16 protein-coding genes and 1 riboswitch are annotated in these 16,636 nt (G+C 72.5%); of the genes, 4 read left to right on the forward strand and 12 right to left on the reverse strand.

What is annotated here, in order from left to right; genetic code table 11:
- Positions 1-11: 11 nt before the first annotated feature.
- From ACZ52R_RS17585 to ACZ52R_RS17605, 5 genes are all read right to left on the reverse strand, one after another.
- Positions 12-515: a DinB family protein gene (locus tag ACZ52R_RS17585; protein ID WP_465619901.1), complete on the reverse strand. Its 504-nt coding sequence runs from the start codon at positions 513-515 to the stop codon at positions 12-14.
- 56 nt (positions 516-571) lie between these two features.
- Positions 572-1,327 carry a cobalt-precorrin-6A reductase gene (locus tag ACZ52R_RS17590; RefSeq protein WP_465619902.1) on the reverse strand — a complete coding sequence of 252 codons (756 nt, stop codon included), beginning with the start codon at positions 1,325-1,327 and terminating at the stop codon, positions 572-574.
- Positions 1,327-2,088, reverse strand: coding sequence for a precorrin-4 C(11)-methyltransferase (gene cobM / locus ACZ52R_RS17595; RefSeq protein WP_465619904.1), 762 nt, complete (start codon positions 2,086-2,088; stop codon positions 1,327-1,329). The genes ACZ52R_RS17590 and cobM overlap by 1 nt, the downstream gene beginning before the upstream one ends.
- Positions 2,085-3,323: a precorrin-6y C5,15-methyltransferase (decarboxylating) subunit CbiE gene (gene cbiE / locus ACZ52R_RS17600; protein ID WP_465619906.1), complete on the reverse strand. Its 1,239-nt coding sequence runs from the start codon at positions 3,321-3,323 to the stop codon at positions 2,085-2,087. Before cbiE ends, cobM begins: the two co-directional genes overlap by 4 nt.
- Positions 3,324-3,586: 263 nt before the next feature.
- Entirely contained in the window at positions 3,587-4,012 is a 426-nt protein-coding gene (locus tag ACZ52R_RS17605; RefSeq protein ID WP_465664196.1) for a gamma-glutamylcyclotransferase family protein, read from the reverse strand.
- 132 nt (positions 4,013-4,144) lie between these two features.
- Here ACZ52R_RS17605 and ACZ52R_RS17610 point away from each other — a divergent pair, with 132 nt between their 5' ends.
- Positions 4,145-5,245, forward strand: coding sequence for an EamA family transporter (locus ACZ52R_RS17610; RefSeq protein ID WP_465664195.1), 1,101 nt, complete (start codon positions 4,145-4,147; stop codon positions 5,243-5,245).
- On the opposite strand, the gene ACZ52R_RS17615 is transcribed toward ACZ52R_RS17610, so the two are convergent.
- On the reverse strand, positions 5,154-5,804 hold the full coding sequence (locus tag ACZ52R_RS17615; protein ID WP_465619911.1) for a dihydrofolate reductase family protein: 651 nt from the start codon (positions 5,802-5,804) through the stop codon (positions 5,154-5,156). The two genes, ACZ52R_RS17610 and ACZ52R_RS17615, sit on opposite strands and share 92 nt — an antisense overlap.
- Before the next feature lie 229 nt (positions 5,805-6,033).
- Here ACZ52R_RS17615 and ACZ52R_RS17620 point away from each other — a divergent pair, with 229 nt between their 5' ends.
- Positions 6,034-6,609: a TetR/AcrR family transcriptional regulator gene (locus ACZ52R_RS17620; protein ID WP_465619913.1), complete on the forward strand. Its 576-nt coding sequence runs from the start codon at positions 6,034-6,036 to the stop codon at positions 6,607-6,609.
- Positions 6,610-6,649: 40 nt separating this feature from the next.
- Here ACZ52R_RS17620 and ACZ52R_RS17625 read toward each other — a convergent pair whose 3' ends face one another.
- Complete coding sequence (locus ACZ52R_RS17625; RefSeq protein ID WP_465619915.1) at positions 6,650-7,213, reverse strand: EF-hand domain-containing protein; 564 nt, start codon at positions 7,211-7,213, stop codon at positions 6,650-6,652.
- Between the two features lie 395 nt (positions 7,214-7,608).
- On the reverse strand, positions 7,609-8,019 hold the full coding sequence (locus tag ACZ52R_RS17630) for a cytidine deaminase family protein (protein ID WP_360489797.1): 411 nt from the start codon (positions 8,017-8,019) through the stop codon (positions 7,609-7,611).
- Between the two features lie 41 nt (positions 8,020-8,060).
- Between ACZ52R_RS17630 and ACZ52R_RS17635 the strand changes: the two genes are divergently transcribed.
- Positions 8,061-8,657: a GNAT family N-acetyltransferase gene (locus ACZ52R_RS17635; protein WP_465619918.1), complete on the forward strand. Its 597-nt coding sequence runs from the start codon at positions 8,061-8,063 to the stop codon at positions 8,655-8,657.
- Positions 8,658-8,760: 103 nt separating this feature from the next.
- Here ACZ52R_RS17635 and ACZ52R_RS17640 read toward each other — a convergent pair whose 3' ends face one another.
- The 4 genes from ACZ52R_RS17640 to ACZ52R_RS17655 all read right to left on the reverse strand — a co-directional run bounded on the left by ACZ52R_RS17640 (position 8,761) and on the right by ACZ52R_RS17655 (position 14,560).
- On the reverse strand, positions 8,761-10,518 hold the full coding sequence (locus ACZ52R_RS17640; protein WP_465619920.1) for a dipeptide ABC transporter ATP-binding protein: 1,758 nt from the start codon (positions 10,516-10,518) through the stop codon (positions 8,761-8,763).
- 13 nt (positions 10,519-10,531) lie between these two features.
- Positions 10,532-11,524 (reverse strand): ABC transporter permease, encoded by a 993-nt coding sequence (locus ACZ52R_RS17645; protein WP_465619922.1) that lies wholly within the window; start codon positions 11,522-11,524, stop codon positions 10,532-10,534.
- Positions 11,525-11,657: 133 nt separating this feature from the next.
- Positions 11,658-13,412 carry an ABC transporter substrate-binding protein gene (locus tag ACZ52R_RS17650; RefSeq protein ID WP_465664194.1) on the reverse strand — a complete coding sequence of 585 codons (1,755 nt, stop codon included), beginning with the start codon at positions 13,410-13,412 and terminating at the stop codon, positions 11,658-11,660.
- A gap of 137 nt (positions 13,413-13,549) precedes the next feature.
- A complete protein-coding gene (locus ACZ52R_RS17655; protein WP_465664193.1) occupies positions 13,550-14,560 on the reverse strand; it encodes an ABC transporter permease in 1,011 nt (336 codons plus the stop codon).
- Positions 14,561-14,830: 270 nt separating this feature from the next.
- A riboswitch (ZMP/ZTP riboswitch) is annotated at positions 14,831-14,927 on the forward strand.
- Between the two features lie 20 nt (positions 14,928-14,947).
- Here ACZ52R_RS17655 and ACZ52R_RS17660 point away from each other — a divergent pair.
- Complete coding sequence (locus ACZ52R_RS17660; protein WP_465619926.1) at positions 14,948-16,405, forward strand: glycine hydroxymethyltransferase; 1,458 nt, start codon at positions 14,948-14,950, stop codon at positions 16,403-16,405.
- Positions 16,406-16,636: the final 231 nt, after the last annotated feature.

Raw genomic sequence — 16,636 nt, forward strand, 5'->3', positions numbered from 1 at the left:
ACTCGCGGGTGCTACTCGCCGGTGGTGCCGTCGAGGTGTTCGCGGAGGAGGTCGGCGTGGCCGTTGTGGCGGGCGTACTCCTCGATCATGTGGGTGAGGATCCAGCGCAGCGAGAAGACTTCCTCGCCGTGGCGGCCCAGGACGTCCAACGACTCCGCGGCGGCGACGAGTTCCCGGGAGTGGTCGCACTCGCGGCGCCAGATCGCGAAGGCCTCGTCCGGGTCGGCGGTTTCGGTGTCGAACTCGGCGAACGTGCCGTCGGGGTTCTTCCAGAAACCGGGCCTGGCTTCGTCGTTGAAGACGTTGCGGAACCAGCTGCGCTCCACCTCGGCGAGGTGCCGGACCAGGCCGAGCAGCGAGAGCCCGGAGGGTTCCAGCACCCGGGCACGGAGCTGCTCGGTCGTCAGGCCCGCGCACTTCATCGCGAGGGTGTCGCGCTGGTGGTCCAGGAAGCCTGTCAGGGTGGTGCGTTCGTCGGAGGTACGCGGGGTCGGGGTGCGCTGGTCGTCGCTCATCAGGCCATCCTGCCGGGGCGGTCGGCGGGACCGCCCGGCAATTTCACGGACCGGACTCAGCCCGGCGGCTCCAGGCCCAGCTGTTCCAGCCGGCGCACCGCGCCCTCGACGTCCGGCACGACCGGCACGCCGTCCGGCACCGGCGGACGCTCCACGATGATGACGGGCAGGCGCAGTTCGCGGGCGGCGGTCAGCTTGGGGGCGGTCGCGGCGCCGCCGCTGTCCTTGGTGACCAGGACGTCGATGCGGTGCTCGCGCAGTAGCGCCCGTTCGCCGTCGAGCGTGAACGGGCCGCGGTCCAGCAGGACTTCGAAGGACGGCGGCAGCGGTGGCTCGGGCGGGTCGACCGAGCGGGCGAGGAAGTGGACCCCGTCGAGGTGGGCGAAGGCGGCGAGGCCCTGGCGTCCGGTGGTGAGGAAGACCCGCTCCCCGTGCCGCGGCAGCAGTTCGGCCGCCGCGTCGAGCGAGGGGACGGGGAGCCAACGGTCCCCGTCGACGGGGGTGAAGCCGGGGCGGCGCAGCACCAGCAGCGGCACGCCGGTGGCGGAGGCCGCGAGGGCCGCGTTCCGCGAGATGCCGGCGGCGAACGGATGGGTGGCGTCGACGACGGCATCCACCCGCTCGGCGCGCAGCCAGGCGGCCAGGCCGTCCGGGCCGCCGAAGCCGCCGATCCGCACCTCCCCGGCGGGCAGCCGGGGTTGGGCGACCCGACCGGCCAGCGAGCTGGTGACCCGCAGGGACGGGCGGCCGTCGAGGGCGGCGGCCAGCGTCCGCCCCTCCGTCGTCCCGCCGAGGATGAGCAGGTGGCGCATCAGGACCCGCAGGGCTCGTGCGGGCGTTCACGGTCCGCCGAGTAGAGGTGGCTGTCGCGGAAGTGCTCGGCGGCCAGCGTCCGGCCGACGAGGATGACGGCGGTGCGGACCACGCCCGCCGCCTTGACCTGCTCGGCGATGTCGCCGACGGTGCCGCGCAGCACCAGCTCGTCCGGACGGCTGGCCATCGCGACGACGGCGGCCGGGCAGTCGGCGCCGTAGTGGGGGAGCAGTTGCTCGACCACGTCGTCCACGTATCCGGCGGCCAGGTGCAGCACCAGCAGGGCGCCGCTGCGGCCGAGGGTGGCGAGGTCCTCACCCTCGGGCATCGGGGTGGCGCGCTTGGCGATCCGGGTGAGGATGACGGTCTGGCCGACGGTCGGCACGGTCAACTCCCGCTTCAGCGCGGCCGCGGCGGCGGCGAACGCGGGCACGCCGGGGACCACCTCGTACGGGATGCCCACCGCGTCCAGGCGGCGCATCTGCTCGGCGACGGCGGAGAAGACGGACGGGTCACCGGAGTGCAGCCGGGCCACGTCCTTGCCTTCGCGGTGGGCGCGGGACATCTCGTCGATGATCAGGTCCAGCGTCATGTGGGCGGTGTCGACGAGCCGGGCGCCGGGCGGGCACTCGTCCAGCAGCTCGCGCGGCACCAGGCTGCCGGCGAACAGGCAGACCTCGGTGCGGGCCAGGATGCGCTGGCCGCGCAGGGTGATCAGGTCGGCGGCACCCGGGCCGGCTCCGATGAAGTAGACGGTCACGAGGCGTCCTCCTGGGGGGTGTCGGTCTTGACGGCGGACCACTGGGTGACCGGCATGGCCTGGCGCCACCCGGTGAAGCCGCCCACCGGGACGGCGTGGGCGACGGCCAGCTTGACGAGTTCGCCGCCGTGGCGTCGGTACCACTCGGTGAGCAGCGCCTCGGACTCCAGGGTCACGGTATTGGCGACCAGCCGGCCGCCCGGGCGCAGTGCGGCCCAGCAACTGTCCAGCAGGCCGGGCACGGTGAGGCCGCCGCCGATGAACACGGCGTCGGGCGTGGGGAGTCCGGTGAGCGCGGCGGGGGCGGGGCCGGTCACCACGCGCAGCCGGGGCACGCCCAGCGCGGCGGCGTTGCGGGCGATCCGCTCGGCGCGCACCGGGTCCCGCTCGACGCTGACGGCCCGGCAGTCGCGGTGGGCGCGCAGCCACTCGACGGCGATCGAGCCCGAGCCGCCGCCGACGTCCCAGAGCAGCTCGCCGGGGGAGGGGGCGAGCGTGGCGAGGGTCGCGGCGCGGACGTGGCGCTTGGTGAGCTGGCCGTCGCTCTCGAACGCGGCGTCGGGCAGCCCGGGGACGAGGGAGCTGCGGGGGCCGTCGCCGAGTTCGACGGCGATCAGGTTCAGCGGGTCGCCGGGCAGGTGCGGCCAGCCGTCGGCGGGGCCGTCGAGCTGCCGCGCGCGCGGGTGGCCGAGCTTCTCGAGGACACGAAGCCGGGCGGTGCCGTAGCCGCGCTCGGTGAGCAGCGCGGCGACGGCGGCCGGGGTCGCGGCGTCGGCGCTGAGCACCAGCAGGCGGCGGCCGGGGTGAAGGGCGAGCGCGAGGGTGTCCAGTGGGCGGCCGACCAGACTGACCACCTCGGTCGCCTCCAGCGGCCAGCCGAGCCGGGCGCAGGCGTAGGAGACGGCGGAGGGGTGCGGCAGGACGCGCAGCCGCTCGACGCCGACGGTCTCGGCGAGGGTGCGGCCGATGCCGAAGAACATGGGGTCGCCGCTGGCCAGGACGGCGACGCGGCGGTCGGCGTGGGCGGCGAGCAGGCCGGGGACGGCCGGGCGCAACGGGGACGGCCAGGGGACGCGCTCGGCGGTGACCTCGTCGTCGGGGAGCAGGTCCAGCTGGCGGGGGCCGCCGACGACCACCTCGGCGTCCCGCAGGGCGGCCCGGGAGGTGGCGGCGAGGCCGGGCCAGCCGTCGGCCCCGATCCCGACGACGGTGATCGGGGGTGGCAGCTCGGGCACCGGTGGCTCCTCGTCCGTTCGATCCTGGGGATCCAGCGATCATGCTGGCCGGGGCAGCCTACCTGGCGGTATCCGGGAGGTCCGGGCCGGATCTCACAGGGGACAGATGACAGATGACAGATTTCAAACTCTGTTCGCTGAACTCTGTCCGCTGTCAGTTATTCGCCGCCCCCGTCAGCCGTCAGCCGTCAGCCGTCAGCCGTCAGCCGTCAGCCGCCCCCGTCAGCCGTCAGCCGTCAGCCGTCAGCCGCCCCCGTCAGCCGTCACCTGTCCGCCCAGTCCCCCGACTCGATCAGCGCCGGCCGCTCGCGCAGTCGCGCCTCGGCGGCCGGCCCGGCAAGGTAGACCCACGCGTCCCGCGGCTCACCCGCCGCCGTCCGCACCGCCATCCGCCGCCGCACGTACAGCCCGGTCCCGTCCGCGCGGCACTCCTCCAGCAGGTCCAGGGCCGCGAGTGCTCCGGCGTACGCGCCCGGGCGTACGGTGACCAGCTCACCCGTGATCCGGCGTCCGGGCGTCGCGTCGAGCACCGCGTACGGGAAGCCGGGGCCCGCGTGCAGCGCGGCGCCGTCCAGTACCGCCGGGCGGACGTCGGCACAGCGTCCGGCCAGGTGCGCAGCGTGGTTGCGGCCGCCGCTGCGCAGGGTGCCGTAGACGAAGAAGGGCAGGTCCTCCTCGGACTCGGACACGGGTTCGACCTCCTGGCTGGGGAGCGCCCACGGTACGTCCTCCGGTCCGATTCGTGATACCGACTGGCGCACCAGGTCGTCGATGCGCTGTCATATCGGATGTTCGGCCAGCACCGTCCAAGGGGGACACACATGACATCGCCCGCTTCATCCCAACCAGCCACCGCCCCCGGTCCCGCCCCCGCCACGCCTTCCACCAGCCTGTCCACCACAACACCCTCCACCACCCCCTCCACCAGCCCGTCCCCGCTCGGCGACGCCCGCCCCGCCGCCCGCCTCGGCGGCGCGGTCTGGCTGGCCCTCGCCGTCGTCTACGTCGTCTGGGGCTCGACCTACCTGGCGATCCGGATCGCTGTGGAGACGATGCCCTCGTTCCTCTCCGCCGCCGCCCGTTTCCTCACCGCGGGCCTCCTGCTGGCCGGCTACCTGCTGGTGCGCCAGGGCCCGGCCGGGCTGAAGGTGAGCGGACGCCAGCTGGCCTCCGCCGCCCTGGTCGGCGTGCTGCTGCTGACCGGTGGCAACGGACTGGTGGTCCTGGGCGAGACCTCCGTGCCCTCCGGCCTGGCCGCTCTGCTGGTGGCGGCCGTCCCGCTGTGGATGGTGGTGCTGACGGCCTTCGGCGGTGAGCGTCCGAAGCCCGCCGAGCTCGCCGGTGTGCTGCTCGGGCTGGTCGGCCTCGGTGTGCTGTCGGCCCCGGCGATCGGTGGGTCCATCAAGCCGCTCGGCGTGATCCTGATCATCTGCGCCACGCTGCTCTGGTCGGCCGGCTCCTTCGCGAGCAAGAAGATCCCGCTGCCGGGCAACGTGCTCGCCGCGAGCGCGTACCAGATGCTGGCCGGCGGCCTCTGCGATCTGCTGATCGGACTGGTCCGCGGTGAGCAGCACGGGCTGGACCTGGCGACCGTCTCCGGCCGGTCCTGGCTGGCCCTCGCCTACCTGGTGGTGTTCGGCTCGCTGGTCGCCTTCACCGCGTACGCCTGGCTGCTGCGCTCCGCCCCGCTGACGCTGGTCGGCACGTACGCGTACGTGAACCCGGTGGTCGCGGTGCTGCTGGGCTGGCTGATCCTGGCCGAGCCGCTGACCGGCCCCACCCTGGCGGGCGGGGCGATCGTGGTCGCGGGCGTCTGCCTGGTGGTGAGCGTCAGCCGGCGGCCGCGGCGTTCTGCGCGCCCGGGGCGTCCTGCGCGTCCTGCGCGTTCGCGTCCGTCGAAGGTGTCGTCCGGGCGTAGGTGAGGATGACGTTCCCACGCTCGAAGACCCGGCTGTCGGTGAGCGTGAAGGTGCGCGGTTCGAAGCCCGTGCGGAACAGCGGGATGCCCGACCCGGCCACCACCGGGTACTGCTTGATGATCAGTTCGTCGATCTCGGGCAGCAGCCGGCCGGCCAGGTCGGCGCCCCCGCAGAGCCAGATGCCGAGCCCGTCCTCCTGCTTGAGCCGGCGGACGACGCTCAGCGGGTCCTCGGCGGTGACCTCCACCGCGGGGTCCGGGCTCGACTCCAGGGTGCGGGAGAAGACGATCTGCCGCAGGTGGGCGTACGGGCTGGTGAGGCCGACGGCCAGCCCGACGTCGTAGCTGCCGCGCCCCTGGAGCACGGTGTCGAAGCGCTTGTTGGGTGCCTCCGCGATGCCGACCGCCGTGCGGCCGGGGGTGGGGATGGTCTCCGGGTACTCGGTGAAGAGCGTCGGGGCGAAGTCCTCGGTGAGGTGCGGCATGAAGAAGTCGAAGTCACCGTTCGGGGCTGCGATGAAGCCGTCGATGGTGGTGCCGACGAAGTAGCTGAGCTTGCGCATTCAGGTCCTCGGGATCGATGAACGGGATCGGGACGCGGCGCGGGCCGTCCAGGCCTGCTCCATGAACCACGACAATTATAGTACTCCGGTCGTAGTGGTTGCCAGGGGTCTCCTGAAATCAAGGGGTTCCTGAAACAAGGAATCTCCTGAAACCGGCTCCTCGAGCCCATGTCGCCCCGATCCGGTACCGCCCCGAGTCCCGGAAGTCCGCAGGAGGCAGAATCGGCCCATGGTCCAGAACCCCGCCCGCCGCACCGCCCTCGCCGACGCCGCCATCGAGGTCCTCGCCCACGAGGGCGCCCGCGGCCTCACCTTCCGCGCGGTCGACGTCCAGGCCGGCGTCCCCAAGGGCACGGCCTCCAACTACTTCGCCAGCCGGGACCACCTGCTCCACCAGACCGCCCGGCACATCCACCACCGGATCATCCCGGACCCGGCGATCATCGACGAGCTGATGCGCGCCCCCCGCGACCGCGCCCTGGTCACGGCCCTGATGCACGAGCTGATCCGCCGCGTCAGCGCCGACCGGGCCGGCTACCTCGCGATGCTCGAGCTGCGTCTGGAGGCCACCCGCCGCCCGGACCTGCGGGCCCAGCTCACCCGCACCATCCGGGACGACCTGGAGGCCAACATCGCCTACCACCTGGGCGAGGGCCTCCCCGGCGACCGGGAGGCCGTCATCGTGCTCTACCTCGCCATGACCGGCCTGATCATCGAACACCTCACCCTGCCCGAGGTGTTGGGCGTCGACGGCCTCGCGGCGCTGGTCGACACCATCGTCGAGCGGATCGTCCCGGCCGCCTGACCGGGACGATCCTTCGCTCCGTCCCGTCCGTAAGTCCGGCTCAGAAGCCGTGCGGGGGCTTGCCTGTCCACCAGTTGCCGGGTGCGTCCGGGTCGCGGCTGGTCCAGTACTCGATGATCGCGTTGGTGAACTCGGCCGCGGACAGCACGCCGTCGCCGTCGGTGTCGAGGTGGCGGAAGGCTTCGTCGGCGTCGTCGCGGCCGAGGCCGGCGAAGTGGCCGCGCTGGAAGACGAAGAACTCGCCCGCGTCCACGGTTCCGCTGTGGTCGGCGTCGGCGACGGCGAGGAAGGCCTCGGCGAGCGCGCCGAGGATGTCCCGGGCGGCCTCGGGGTCGTCGGCGAGCGAGCCGGTCGAGGCGGTGAACTGCTCGCGGGTGATCGCCTCGGTGCCGGCGGGCAGTCGCGCGAGGTGGAGGTCGTGCCAGATCGTCAGGTAGGCGCGGACGATGACGGCTTCCGCCTCCGAGCCCTCCTGGTGGCCGAGCGAGCGGGCCACCGAGTGGCCCATCAGGACGTGGTCCCGTTCGGTGAGCAGGCCGTCGCCGTCGGCGTCGAGGTGATCGAAACCGTGGTGAATCTTCGCGTTGAGCAGGTCGTCCGACAATGTGCCCCCTCGGGCTGGCGATTCCTACGTCTGCTATGTCACATCGCCTGCACGCTAACGCCTTGAGCCGGAATCGCGCAGCAGAACGAAGGGCGAATGCCTGCGCGAGCGCGGTCGGTGGGATCAGGGGTGGTGGGAGCGGGTCATCTGGCACCGGTGAAGGCTGGCGACGACCTGGCGGGGGTCGCCGGGCGCGGCGAAGTCGGTGGGCGTGCTGCGTGGACCGTTCCGCCGCACGTTACTGAGCGCCGTCGGCCGTATCCGGAAAGCCCGCCGCCGGTTCGCACATGCGGGTGACCGGCTGCTGATTCCCCCGCGCACCCGAGTGCCGGCCTGCTAAGCGTGCCCTCAATCCTCCGGGTGGTCAGTTCTCCTGGGGCCATCCCCCCTGGTGGTCAGTCCTCCTGGTGGTCGGCCCAGACGTACGTCTCCGGCAGCAGGTCCAGCACCGGTACGGTGCGCAGCTCGGACCCCTGCCCGACGATGATCCGCACCTGCGGGAAGTAGTCCAGCAGCGCCTGGCGGCAGCGCCCGCACGGCGGGATCACCCCGCGCTCCCGGTCGCCGACCGCCACGACGGTGGTGAGCTCGTACGCCCCCTGCCCGGCCGCCGCCCCGATGAGCACCAGCTCCGCGCAGGGCCCGCCGGTGAAGTGGTAGGCGTTCAGGGCGGTGACGATCCGCCCGTCGGCATTGCGCCCGGCGGCCGCCACGGTGTGGTTGTCGCCCCGCGCGTACCGCCGCGCCACCTCCTGGGCTGCCTCGACGAGCTCCGTGTCCACGGGTGCCTGGTTGCTGGTGGACATATTCGCTACACCTCTTTGATCGGACCTGACAGGCTTCGATCATGAACCGCCCGCCCCTGATCGTGCCAACCCTTTCCGCCGGCCCCTTCACCCTGCGCCCCTGGCGCCTCACCGACCTGCCGGTCATCCGGGAGGCCGCCGCCGACCCGTACATCCCGCTGGTCACCACCGTTCCGGCCGCGTACGACGAGGCGGCCGGGCGGGCCTTCGTCGAGCGGCAGTGGGCGAAGGCCGCCGACGGCGCCGGCTGCTCCTTCGCGGTCGCCTGCCAGGCGGACGGGGGAGGGGCGGGCGGCGGGGCAGAAGCGGACGGGGCAGAGGCGCCGGACCGGGCCGTGGGCTTCGTCGGCCTGTTCCCGCAGCCCGACGACCGTGCCTCGATCGGCTACTGGACGGCTCCCTCGGCGCGCGGCGGGGGCGTGGCGGGCCACGCGCTGCGGGCCGTCGCCGACTGGGCGCTGGACGAACTGGGCCTGGCCCGGCTGGAGCTGTCCATCGAGCCGTGGAACACCGGATCGCTGCGCGCCGCCGAGCGGACCGGCTTCCGCCGCGAGGGCCTGTTGCGCTCCCACCGCACGATCGGCGGGGAGCGCCGCGACATGTACCTCTACGCGCTCCTCCCCGACGACCCGCGCTGACCCCGCGAGCGAAGCCGCCCGGGCGGGCCGCCCGCGTGAGCCGTCGGCGAGGAACCCCGCCCGCGAGGAACCGGCCCGCGCGGACCGCCCGCCCCACCCCGCCTCAGTGCACCGCCGCCAGCAGCTCCCGGGTGTACTCGGTGTGCGGCGCGGCGAACAGCCGGTCCCGGTCGGTGGACTCCACCAGCCGGCCCCGGTGCATGACCGCCACCCGGTCGCAGAAGTGCCGGACCACGGCGAGGTCGTGCGAGACGAACAGGAAGGCCACGCCGAGGCGTTCGCGCAGCTCCATCAGCAGGTTGAGCACCTGTGCCTGCACCGACACGTCGAGTGCCGAGACCGGTTCGTCCGCGATGATCAGGCGCGGCTGCGGGGCCAGGGCCCGGGCGATGCCGATCCGTTGGCGCTGCCCGCCGGAGAATTCGTGCGGGTAGCGGTCCAGGTGTACGGCGTTCAGTCCGACCTGCTCCAGCAACTCGGCGGACCGCTCCCGCCGTTCGGCCGGGGTCAGCGGGGTGTGCAGGCGCAGCGGGGTGTCGAGGGTCTGGGCGACGGTACGGCGCGGGTTGAGCGAGGCGTACGGGTCCTGGAAGACCAACTGGATCTCGCGGCCGAGCCGGTGCCGCAGCTCCCGGTCCGGGCGGGTGACGTCCAGGCCGTCGTACAACACCCTTCCGCTGGTCGGCCGTTGAAGGCCGGCCAGGACCCGCGAGGTGGTGGACTTGCCGGAGCCGGACTCGCCGACCAGCCCGACCGTCTCGCCGGGCGCGATCCGCAGGCTGACGCCCTCGACCGCCCGGACCGGCTCGGCCCGCAGGTCGGGGAGGCGCCACCCTCCGGGGAAGCGGCGCCTTCCGGGGAGGCGCCGTCGCCCGGGGAAGTGCACGGTGAGGTCCTCCACCTCGACCAGCCATCGCTCGGGTCGCTCGACGACCCTCGGCCGGTACGCCCGCGAGGGTGACGGACCATCAACTGTCGGCAGCGACATGCCCGGTACGGAGTCCAGTGGGAGCGTGGCCCCCACGAGTGCCCGGGTGTACGGCTCGCGCGGCACGGTCAGCAGTTCGGCGGTCGGCGCGGACTCGATCCGGACGCCGCCGCGCAGCACCAGCGTGCGGTCCGTCGTCCCGGCGACGACGCCCAGGTCGTGGCTGACCAGCAGCACGGCGGTGCCGTGCTCGCGCTGCAACTCGCCCAGCAGGTCGAGGATTTGCCGCTGGACGCGGGCGTCCAGGGCGGTGGTCGGCTCGTCGGCGATCAGCAGCTGCGGATCGTTCATCAGCGCCATCGCGATCATCACGCGCTGGCGCATCCCGCCCGAGAACTGGTGCGGGTAGTCGCGCACCCGGGCCGTCGGGATGCCGACCCGGTCGAGCATCTCGGCCGCCCGTCGACGGGCCTCGGCGCGGCCCGTCCCGGGGTGGTGCAGTCGGTACATCTCGGCGAGTTGGGCGCCGACGCCGTGAAAGGGGCTGAGCGAGGTGAGCGCGTCCTGGAAGACCAGTGCGGCCCGGCCGCCCCGTACACCGCGCAGCGTGTCCTCCCCGGCGCCCACCAACTCCTGCCCGCCCAGCCGGATCGACCCGGTGACGGTGGTGGTGCGCGGGTCGTGCAGGCCGAGGACGGCGAGGCCGACGGTCGACTTGCCGGAGCCCGACTCTCCGACCAGGCCCAGGACTTCACCCGGGCCGAGGTCGAAGGAGAGTCCCTGGACGGCGGTCACGGGCGCACCACCGCGCGGATCGGCGAAGGTGACGGTCAGGTCGCGCACACTCAGCACAGGCTGGGCGCCGCTCGCATCGCGCACTCTCAGCACGGGCTCGGCACCGCTCACGTCGGCACCCGGAACATCGGACTTCATCACAGGACTCCCCTCAGCTCAGCCGGACACGCGGGTCGAGCCAGGCCACCACGAGGTCGGCCAGCGTGACGAACAGCACCACGAAGCAGGCGGCCAGCAGCACCGCGCCGACCACGGCGGGCAGGTCCTGCCCGGCCACGGCCTGCGCGGCGAACCGCCCGACCCCGTTCAGTCCGAACACGGTCTCGGTGATCACCGCCCCGCCGAGCAGCGCCCCGGCCTCCAGCCCGAGCAGCTGCACCAGCGGCCCGGCGGCGCCGCGCGAGGTGTACTTGAGGTGGGCGCGCAGCTGTCCGAGGCCCTTGCCACGGGCCGTGCGGACGTACTCCTCGTTCATCGTCTCCAGCAGCTGCGAACGCGAAAGCCGGGCGAAAACGGCCGAGTTGACGAAGCCGAGGACGAGCCAGGGGAGCAGCATCCCGCCCGCCCAGGCCGCCGGGTCCTCGGCCGGCGCGGTGTACGAGGGCAGCGGCAGAAGGCCGGTGGAGTAGACCAGGAGCCACTGCGCGAGGTATCCGAGGAAGTAGATCTGCACGCTGGCGCCGACCAGGGTGAAGCCGGACAGCAGCCGGTCGGTCCGCCGTCCGTGTCGCAGCGCGGAGACGAAGCCGGCGCCGAGGCCGAGCACCAGCAGGACGGCCAGCGCCCCGGCGGTCAGCGAGAAGGTGACCGGCAGGTGGTCGGCCAGCGCCTCACTGACGGGCTGGTGCAGTCGGTAGGAGTAGCCGAGGCAGGGCGCGGCGCAGTGGAGGGCCGAGCCGTCCACGTCGTTGATGTCCCGCCCGGCGACGACCCCGACCAGGTAGTCGGTGTACTGGGCGAGGAGCGGCTGGTCCAGGCCCATGCTCTGGCGCACCGCCGCGACCTGTCCGCTGTCGCAGCGCGGGCCGCAGGCGGCGCGGGCGGGGTCGGCGGGTGCGGCGTAGAAGAGGGCGAAGGCGGCGGCGGAGACCGCGACCAGGACGGCGAGGGCCTGGACGGTCCGCCGCAGGACGAAGGAGAGCATGGTCGGTCCGGGGGTCGACGTGGCAGGGGAAGGAGACGACGGGGGAAGGAGACGACGGGGGAGCGGGGCCCGCGCCCCGCCCACCGGCAGGGGGTGGGAGCGGGCCCCGTCCACTCAGGACGTCAGGTACAGCTCAGGACTTCAGGTACAGCCAGGCCAGCGAGACCGTCCCGTAGATCGGGTGGATGAACGCCCCGCCGACGTTGCTGCCGCGCGGCTGGCTGACGGTCGGGTAGGCGAACGGCAGCACCGGCAGGTCCTTCATCACTGTCTGCTCCAGCGCGTACAGCTCCTTGGCCTTGGCGCGCGGCTCGCCGATCCGGTTGATCCGGTCGATCTCCTTCTCCACCTCCGGGTTGCGGTAGCGCGCGGAGTTGATGTCGCCGCCGGCGCGGCCGTCGAAGGAGAACGGGATCAGCGTGGACGGGGTGGGCCAGTCGACCGACGAGGTCTCCTCGAACAGGTCGTACGGGGAGTCGGCGCGGTGCACCTCGTCGAGGAAGGCCTTGGGGTCGATCGGCTTGGGCACGACGGTGATCCCCGCCTTGGCGAAGCCGTCCACCAGGACCTGTGCGACGCGCTGCCCGTTCGGCGTGTTCTTGTACCCGTAGGTGAGGCTGCCCGGCGCCTGCTTGGCCTTGGCGAGTTCGGCCTTGGCGGCCTCCGGGTCGCCTTCGGGCTTGGCCGGGTAGAGGTCGTACTTCTGCCAGTCGATCAGCGCGGGCGAGCTGAGCGTGGTGGCCGGTTCGCCGGTCCGGGCGCCGCCCTGGACCTGGCGGGCCTGCTGACGCGGGTAGGCCAGGTTCAGGGCCTTGCGGACCTCGAGGTCCGGCACCCGCTCGTTGTTGATCACCAGCTGGGTGACGAAGGCGCCCTGGCGGCCGGAGACGACCAGTTCCTTGGCCTTCGGGTCGGTGTCGGCCGTCTGGTACAGCTCGGGGGAGAGGGTGTCGGCGGCGGTGGTGGCGTTGGCGCCGCCGTCCCGCCCGGAGAGGATCTCCTGGTTGAGGTTGAGCGCCTCCTTGCCGTACGTGAAGACGAACTTGTCCGGGTACTGGTTGCGGATCGGGTCGGTCTCGGGCTTCCACGCCGGGTTGCGCTCCAGCACCATCCGGGTGTTCTGGACGTGCTCGACGATCCGGTACGGGCCGGTGGCGAACGGCCGGCGGTCGTAGTCCGTCCCGGTGTCCTTGTCCCGGCGCACCGGCGAGGAGGAGGACTGCGCGGCCATGTACGGGACGTCGGCCTGCGGTTGCGGGAAGTGGAAGACGACGGTGCGCTCGTCCGGGGTCTCGATCGCGGCCAGGTCGCCGTCCTGCGGGCCCGCGTACTGGGCGCGCGCCGCCTCGTAGTTCGCCTCGCCGGTGAGCCACTGCGGCCAGTAGGGCGGGCCGACCTCGTAGCCCTTGCCGAAGGTGCGTTCGATGCCGTACTTGACGTCCTGGGCGGTGATCGGCTTGCCGTCCTCCCAGGCCACGCCCTGCTTGAGCCGGTACGTCCAGGTGCGCCCGCCGTCGGCGGAGGTGCCGGTGTCGGTGGCCAGGTCGCCGACCAACTTGGCGTTGCCGTCCACAATCTGATATTGCGTCAGCTGGCGCCCCCAGAGCAGCGAGGCGTTGTAGGTGGCGCCCGCGTAGACCTTCTGCGGGTCGAGGTGGCGGAACTCGACGCTGTTGTACACGTTCAGCGTGCCGCCCGCGCGGGCGCCCGGGACGGCGGGGGCCGGCCCGGCGCTGTCCTGCTCGGTGCCGAGCACGGCGGTCAGCGGGGAGGTCTCCTTGGCGGAGGCCCCGGCGCCGGAGGAGCCGGTGCTGCCCGCGCCGGCCGAGCAGGAGGTCGCCAGCAGGACGGTGGCGGTGACGGCGAGGGACGGTCTGGTCCAGCGCATGGCGAATCTCTCCTCGCCCCGGCGGATCGCGCCGGGGACGGTTCGGGTTGACGGATGGGAAGGGTGTGGCTCAGCGGACGCAGCGGGACTCAGCGGATTGAGCAGGGCTGAGCGGATTCAGCAGGGTTCAGCAGGTCTCAGCGGACGCCGGCACGCGGATCCAGCGCGTCCCGGACGGCGTCGCCGAGCAGGTTGAAGGCGATCGCGAACAGCAGCAGCGCCGTCCCGGGGAAGACCAGGTAGGTGGGGTCGGCCTGGAAGACCTCCGAACCGCGCGAGATCATCCGCCCCCAGTCCGGGACCGGCTCGGTGATGCCGACACCGAGGAAGGACAGCGCGGCCTCGGAGGCGACGTAGCCCGGCACCGCCATGGTGGCGTGGACCAGCAGCTGCGAGCGCACATTCGGCAGCAGTTCGTGGACGACGACATGGAGCCGGCTCGCGCCCTGGGCCCGGGCGGACTGCACGAAATCCCTTTCCCGGAGCGAGCGCACAGTGGCCCGAAGGGAAAGTGCGAGCGGAATCCAGCCGAACACGGAGAAAACCAGGATCAGCACCAGGAACTGCATCCACTCCGGTTCCGCGGCGCCCGGATCGACCAGCCGGGACTGGATGACCGGGCTGAGTGCGAGCAGTAGGAGCAGGGTCGGAAAGGCCAGCAGCGCATTGGCGAGGAATCCGAACAGCCGGTCCGCGATTCCACCGAGATAGCCGACCGCGACGCCGGCCAGGACGCCCAGTGCGGTGGTCACGGTGGCGGCGGCGAAGGCGATCAGCAGAGAGGTGCGGATGCCGTACAGCAGCTGGGTGAACACGTCCCGGCCGAGGCCGGGCTCCAGGCCGAACCAGAAATCTCCGGAGATCCCGCCGTTCGGCAGCATCGGCAGGCCGCCGTCGCTGAGCAGGCCCGGAGTGTTCTGGCCGTAGTGCTCGACCGGGTTCTTCCCGTACAGCGCGGCGATCAGCGGGGCCGCGACGGCGAGCAGCAGGAACAGCAGCACGACGGCCAGGGCGGCGGCACCGACCCGGTTCCGCAGGATCCGGCGGAGCGGGCTCGGGGCCGCGGCGGTCGCGGGCCCGGCCGTAGGGACTGGGGACTGTGTCGACCACTGCCATGAGGCGTAACCCCCGAATTCTCCGCCGCCCATGGGTGAGGGTGCGCTGGTGTGCATTTCCGGTACGGCCTACGGGGTTTCCCGTGGGCTGTTCGAACGACATTTGATCGGATGCGTCCGAGGGACCGCAAATCACCTTCCGGGCGCTCGTTGGTATTCCTGCGGCACTGTTTCGGGAAATGTGGCGGCTTCATTTCGCCGCAACACCGGCGTCGCAAAAGAAACGGACATAAGATGACAAATCGGACCGGGCGTTCCGCATTCTGAGACCTCCGCCACAGTCCGTCCGATGTTGATACGATCCCGGTGGGCTGCGACTGGCGCGTAGGGATGGAATCAACCATCGGGAAGCAGCCTCGTGAAACCTCACGTGAAGTTGCCGAGCGCCTGGGCCATCCGCATCCCCGTCAGGAGACCGCCTTGGCCCAGCAGCCCCACACCGCCGCGACCCCCGCCGCCGACACCGCCTTCCGCAGCGCCCTCGACGTGGTCGCCGCCGTCGAACCGCGGATCGCCGCCGCCATCGGCCGGGAACTCGCCGACCAGCGCGCCTCGCTGAAGCTGATCGCCAGCGAGAACTACGCCTCCCCGGCCGTCCTCCTCGCCATGGGCAACTGGCTCAGCGACAAGTACGCCGAGGGCACCGCCGGCCGCCGCTTCTACGCGGGCTGCCGCAACGTCGACACCGTCGAGACCCTCGCCGCCGAGCACGCCCGCGAGCTGTTCGGCGCCGACCACGCCTACGTCCAGCCGCACTCCGGCATCGACGCCAACCTCACCGCCTTCTGGGCCGTCCTGTCCCAGCGGGTCGAGAGCCCGGCTCTCGAGCGGGCCCGGGTCCGCAACGTCAACGACCTCACCGAGGAGGACTGGGCACAGCTGCGCCACGAGCTCGGCAACCAGCGCATGCTCGGCATGTCCCTCGACACCGGCGGCCACCTCACCCACGGCTTCCGCCCCAACATCTCGGGCAAGATGTTCGAGCAGCGCAGCTACGGCACCGACCCGGCCACCGGCCTGATCGACTACGACGCGCTGCGCGAGACCGCCCGCGAGTTCCGCCCGCTGATCATCGTCGCCGGCTACTCCGCCTACCCGCGGCTGGTCAACTTCCGTCTGATGCGCGAGATCGCGGACGAGGTCGGCGCCACCCTCATGGTCGACATGGCGCACTTCGCCGGCCTGGTCGCGGGCAAGGTGCTGACCGGCGACCACGATCCCGTCCCGCACGCCCACATCGTCACCACGACCACCCACAAGTCCCTGCGCGGCCCGCGCGGCGGCATGGTGCTCTGCACCGCCGAGCTGGCCGAACACGTCGACCGCGGCTGCCCGCTGGTGCTCGGCGGCCCGCTCTCGCACGTCATGGCCGCCAAGGCCGTCGCCTTCGCCGAGGCCCGCCGCCCCGAGTTCCAGGCCTACGCCCACGCCGTCGTCGCCAACGCCCAGGCCCTCGCCGAGGGCCTGCTGCGCCGCGGCACCAAGCTGGTCACCGGCGGTACCGACAACCACCTCGTCCTCGCCGACGTCTCCGGCTACGGCCTGACCGGCCGGCAGGCCGAGGCGGCACTGCTCGACTCGGGCATCGTCACCAATCGCAACTCCGTCCCGCAGGACCCCAACGGTGCCTGGTACACCTCCGGCATCCGCCTCGGCACCCCCGCCCTCACCACCCGCGGCCTCGGCGCTGCCGAGATGGACGAGATCGCCGAACTGATCGACACCGTCCTGCGCGCCACCATCCCCACCACCGCCGCCAACGGCACCCCGTCCAAGGCCGGTTACACCCTCGACGCCGCCCTCCGCGACGCCACCGCCAAGCGCGCCGCCGACCTCCTCACCCCGTACCCCCTCTACCCGGGCATCGACCTCGCCTGACGACCGCCCGGAACACGGGGAGCCCCCACACCCCCACACCCCCACACCCCCACACCCCCACACCCCCCGCACGCCGCCGGGAACGCCCGGGGCCGCCGGCACCTCCGCCGACGGCCCCGGGCGACACCCGATTCCGCTAGGGACTGTTCTGAATTCAGATCATGAGTTCGTGGATTCGGGCGCTTCGGCGGTGCTGCTGCTGGTAGAAGAAGGCCATGACACGCGGAGATC

The organism is Kitasatospora sp. NPDC034023 (assembly GCF_055575795.1).

Coding starts and splice junctions, on each gene's coding strand:
- ACZ52R_RS17585 (WP_465619901.1), bottom strand. CDS start 515: ATGAGCGACGACCAGCGCACCCCGACCCCGCGTACCTCCGACGAACGC.
- ACZ52R_RS17590 (WP_465619902.1), bottom strand. CDS start 1,327: ATGCGCCACCTGCTCATCCTCGGCGGGACGACGGAGGGGCGGACGCTG.
- ACZ52R_RS17610 (WP_465664195.1), top strand. CDS start 4,145: ATGACATCGCCCGCTTCATCCCAACCAGCCACCGCCCCCGGTCCCGCC.
- ACZ52R_RS17615 (WP_465619911.1), bottom strand. CDS start 5,804: ATGCGCAAGCTCAGCTACTTCGTCGGCACCACCATCGACGGCTTCATC.
- ACZ52R_RS17620 (WP_465619913.1), top strand. CDS start 6,034: ATGGTCCAGAACCCCGCCCGCCGCACCGCCCTCGCCGACGCCGCCATC.
- ACZ52R_RS17630 (WP_360489797.1), bottom strand. CDS start 8,019: ATGTCCACCAGCAACCAGGCACCCGTGGACACGGAGCTCGTCGAGGCA.
- ACZ52R_RS17635 (WP_465619918.1), top strand. CDS start 8,061: ATGAACCGCCCGCCCCTGATCGTGCCAACCCTTTCCGCCGGCCCCTTC.
- ACZ52R_RS17640 (WP_465619920.1), bottom strand. CDS start 10,518: ATGAAGTCCGATGTTCCGGGTGCCGACGTGAGCGGTGCCGAGCCCGTG.
- ACZ52R_RS17645 (WP_465619922.1), bottom strand. CDS start 11,524: ATGCTCTCCTTCGTCCTGCGGCGGACCGTCCAGGCCCTCGCCGTCCTG.
- ACZ52R_RS17650 (WP_465664194.1), bottom strand. CDS start 13,412: ATGCGCTGGACCAGACCGTCCCTCGCCGTCACCGCCACCGTCCTGCTG.
- ACZ52R_RS17655 (WP_465664193.1), bottom strand. CDS start 14,560: ATGGGCGGCGGAGAATTCGGGGGTTACGCCTCATGGCAGTGGTCGACA.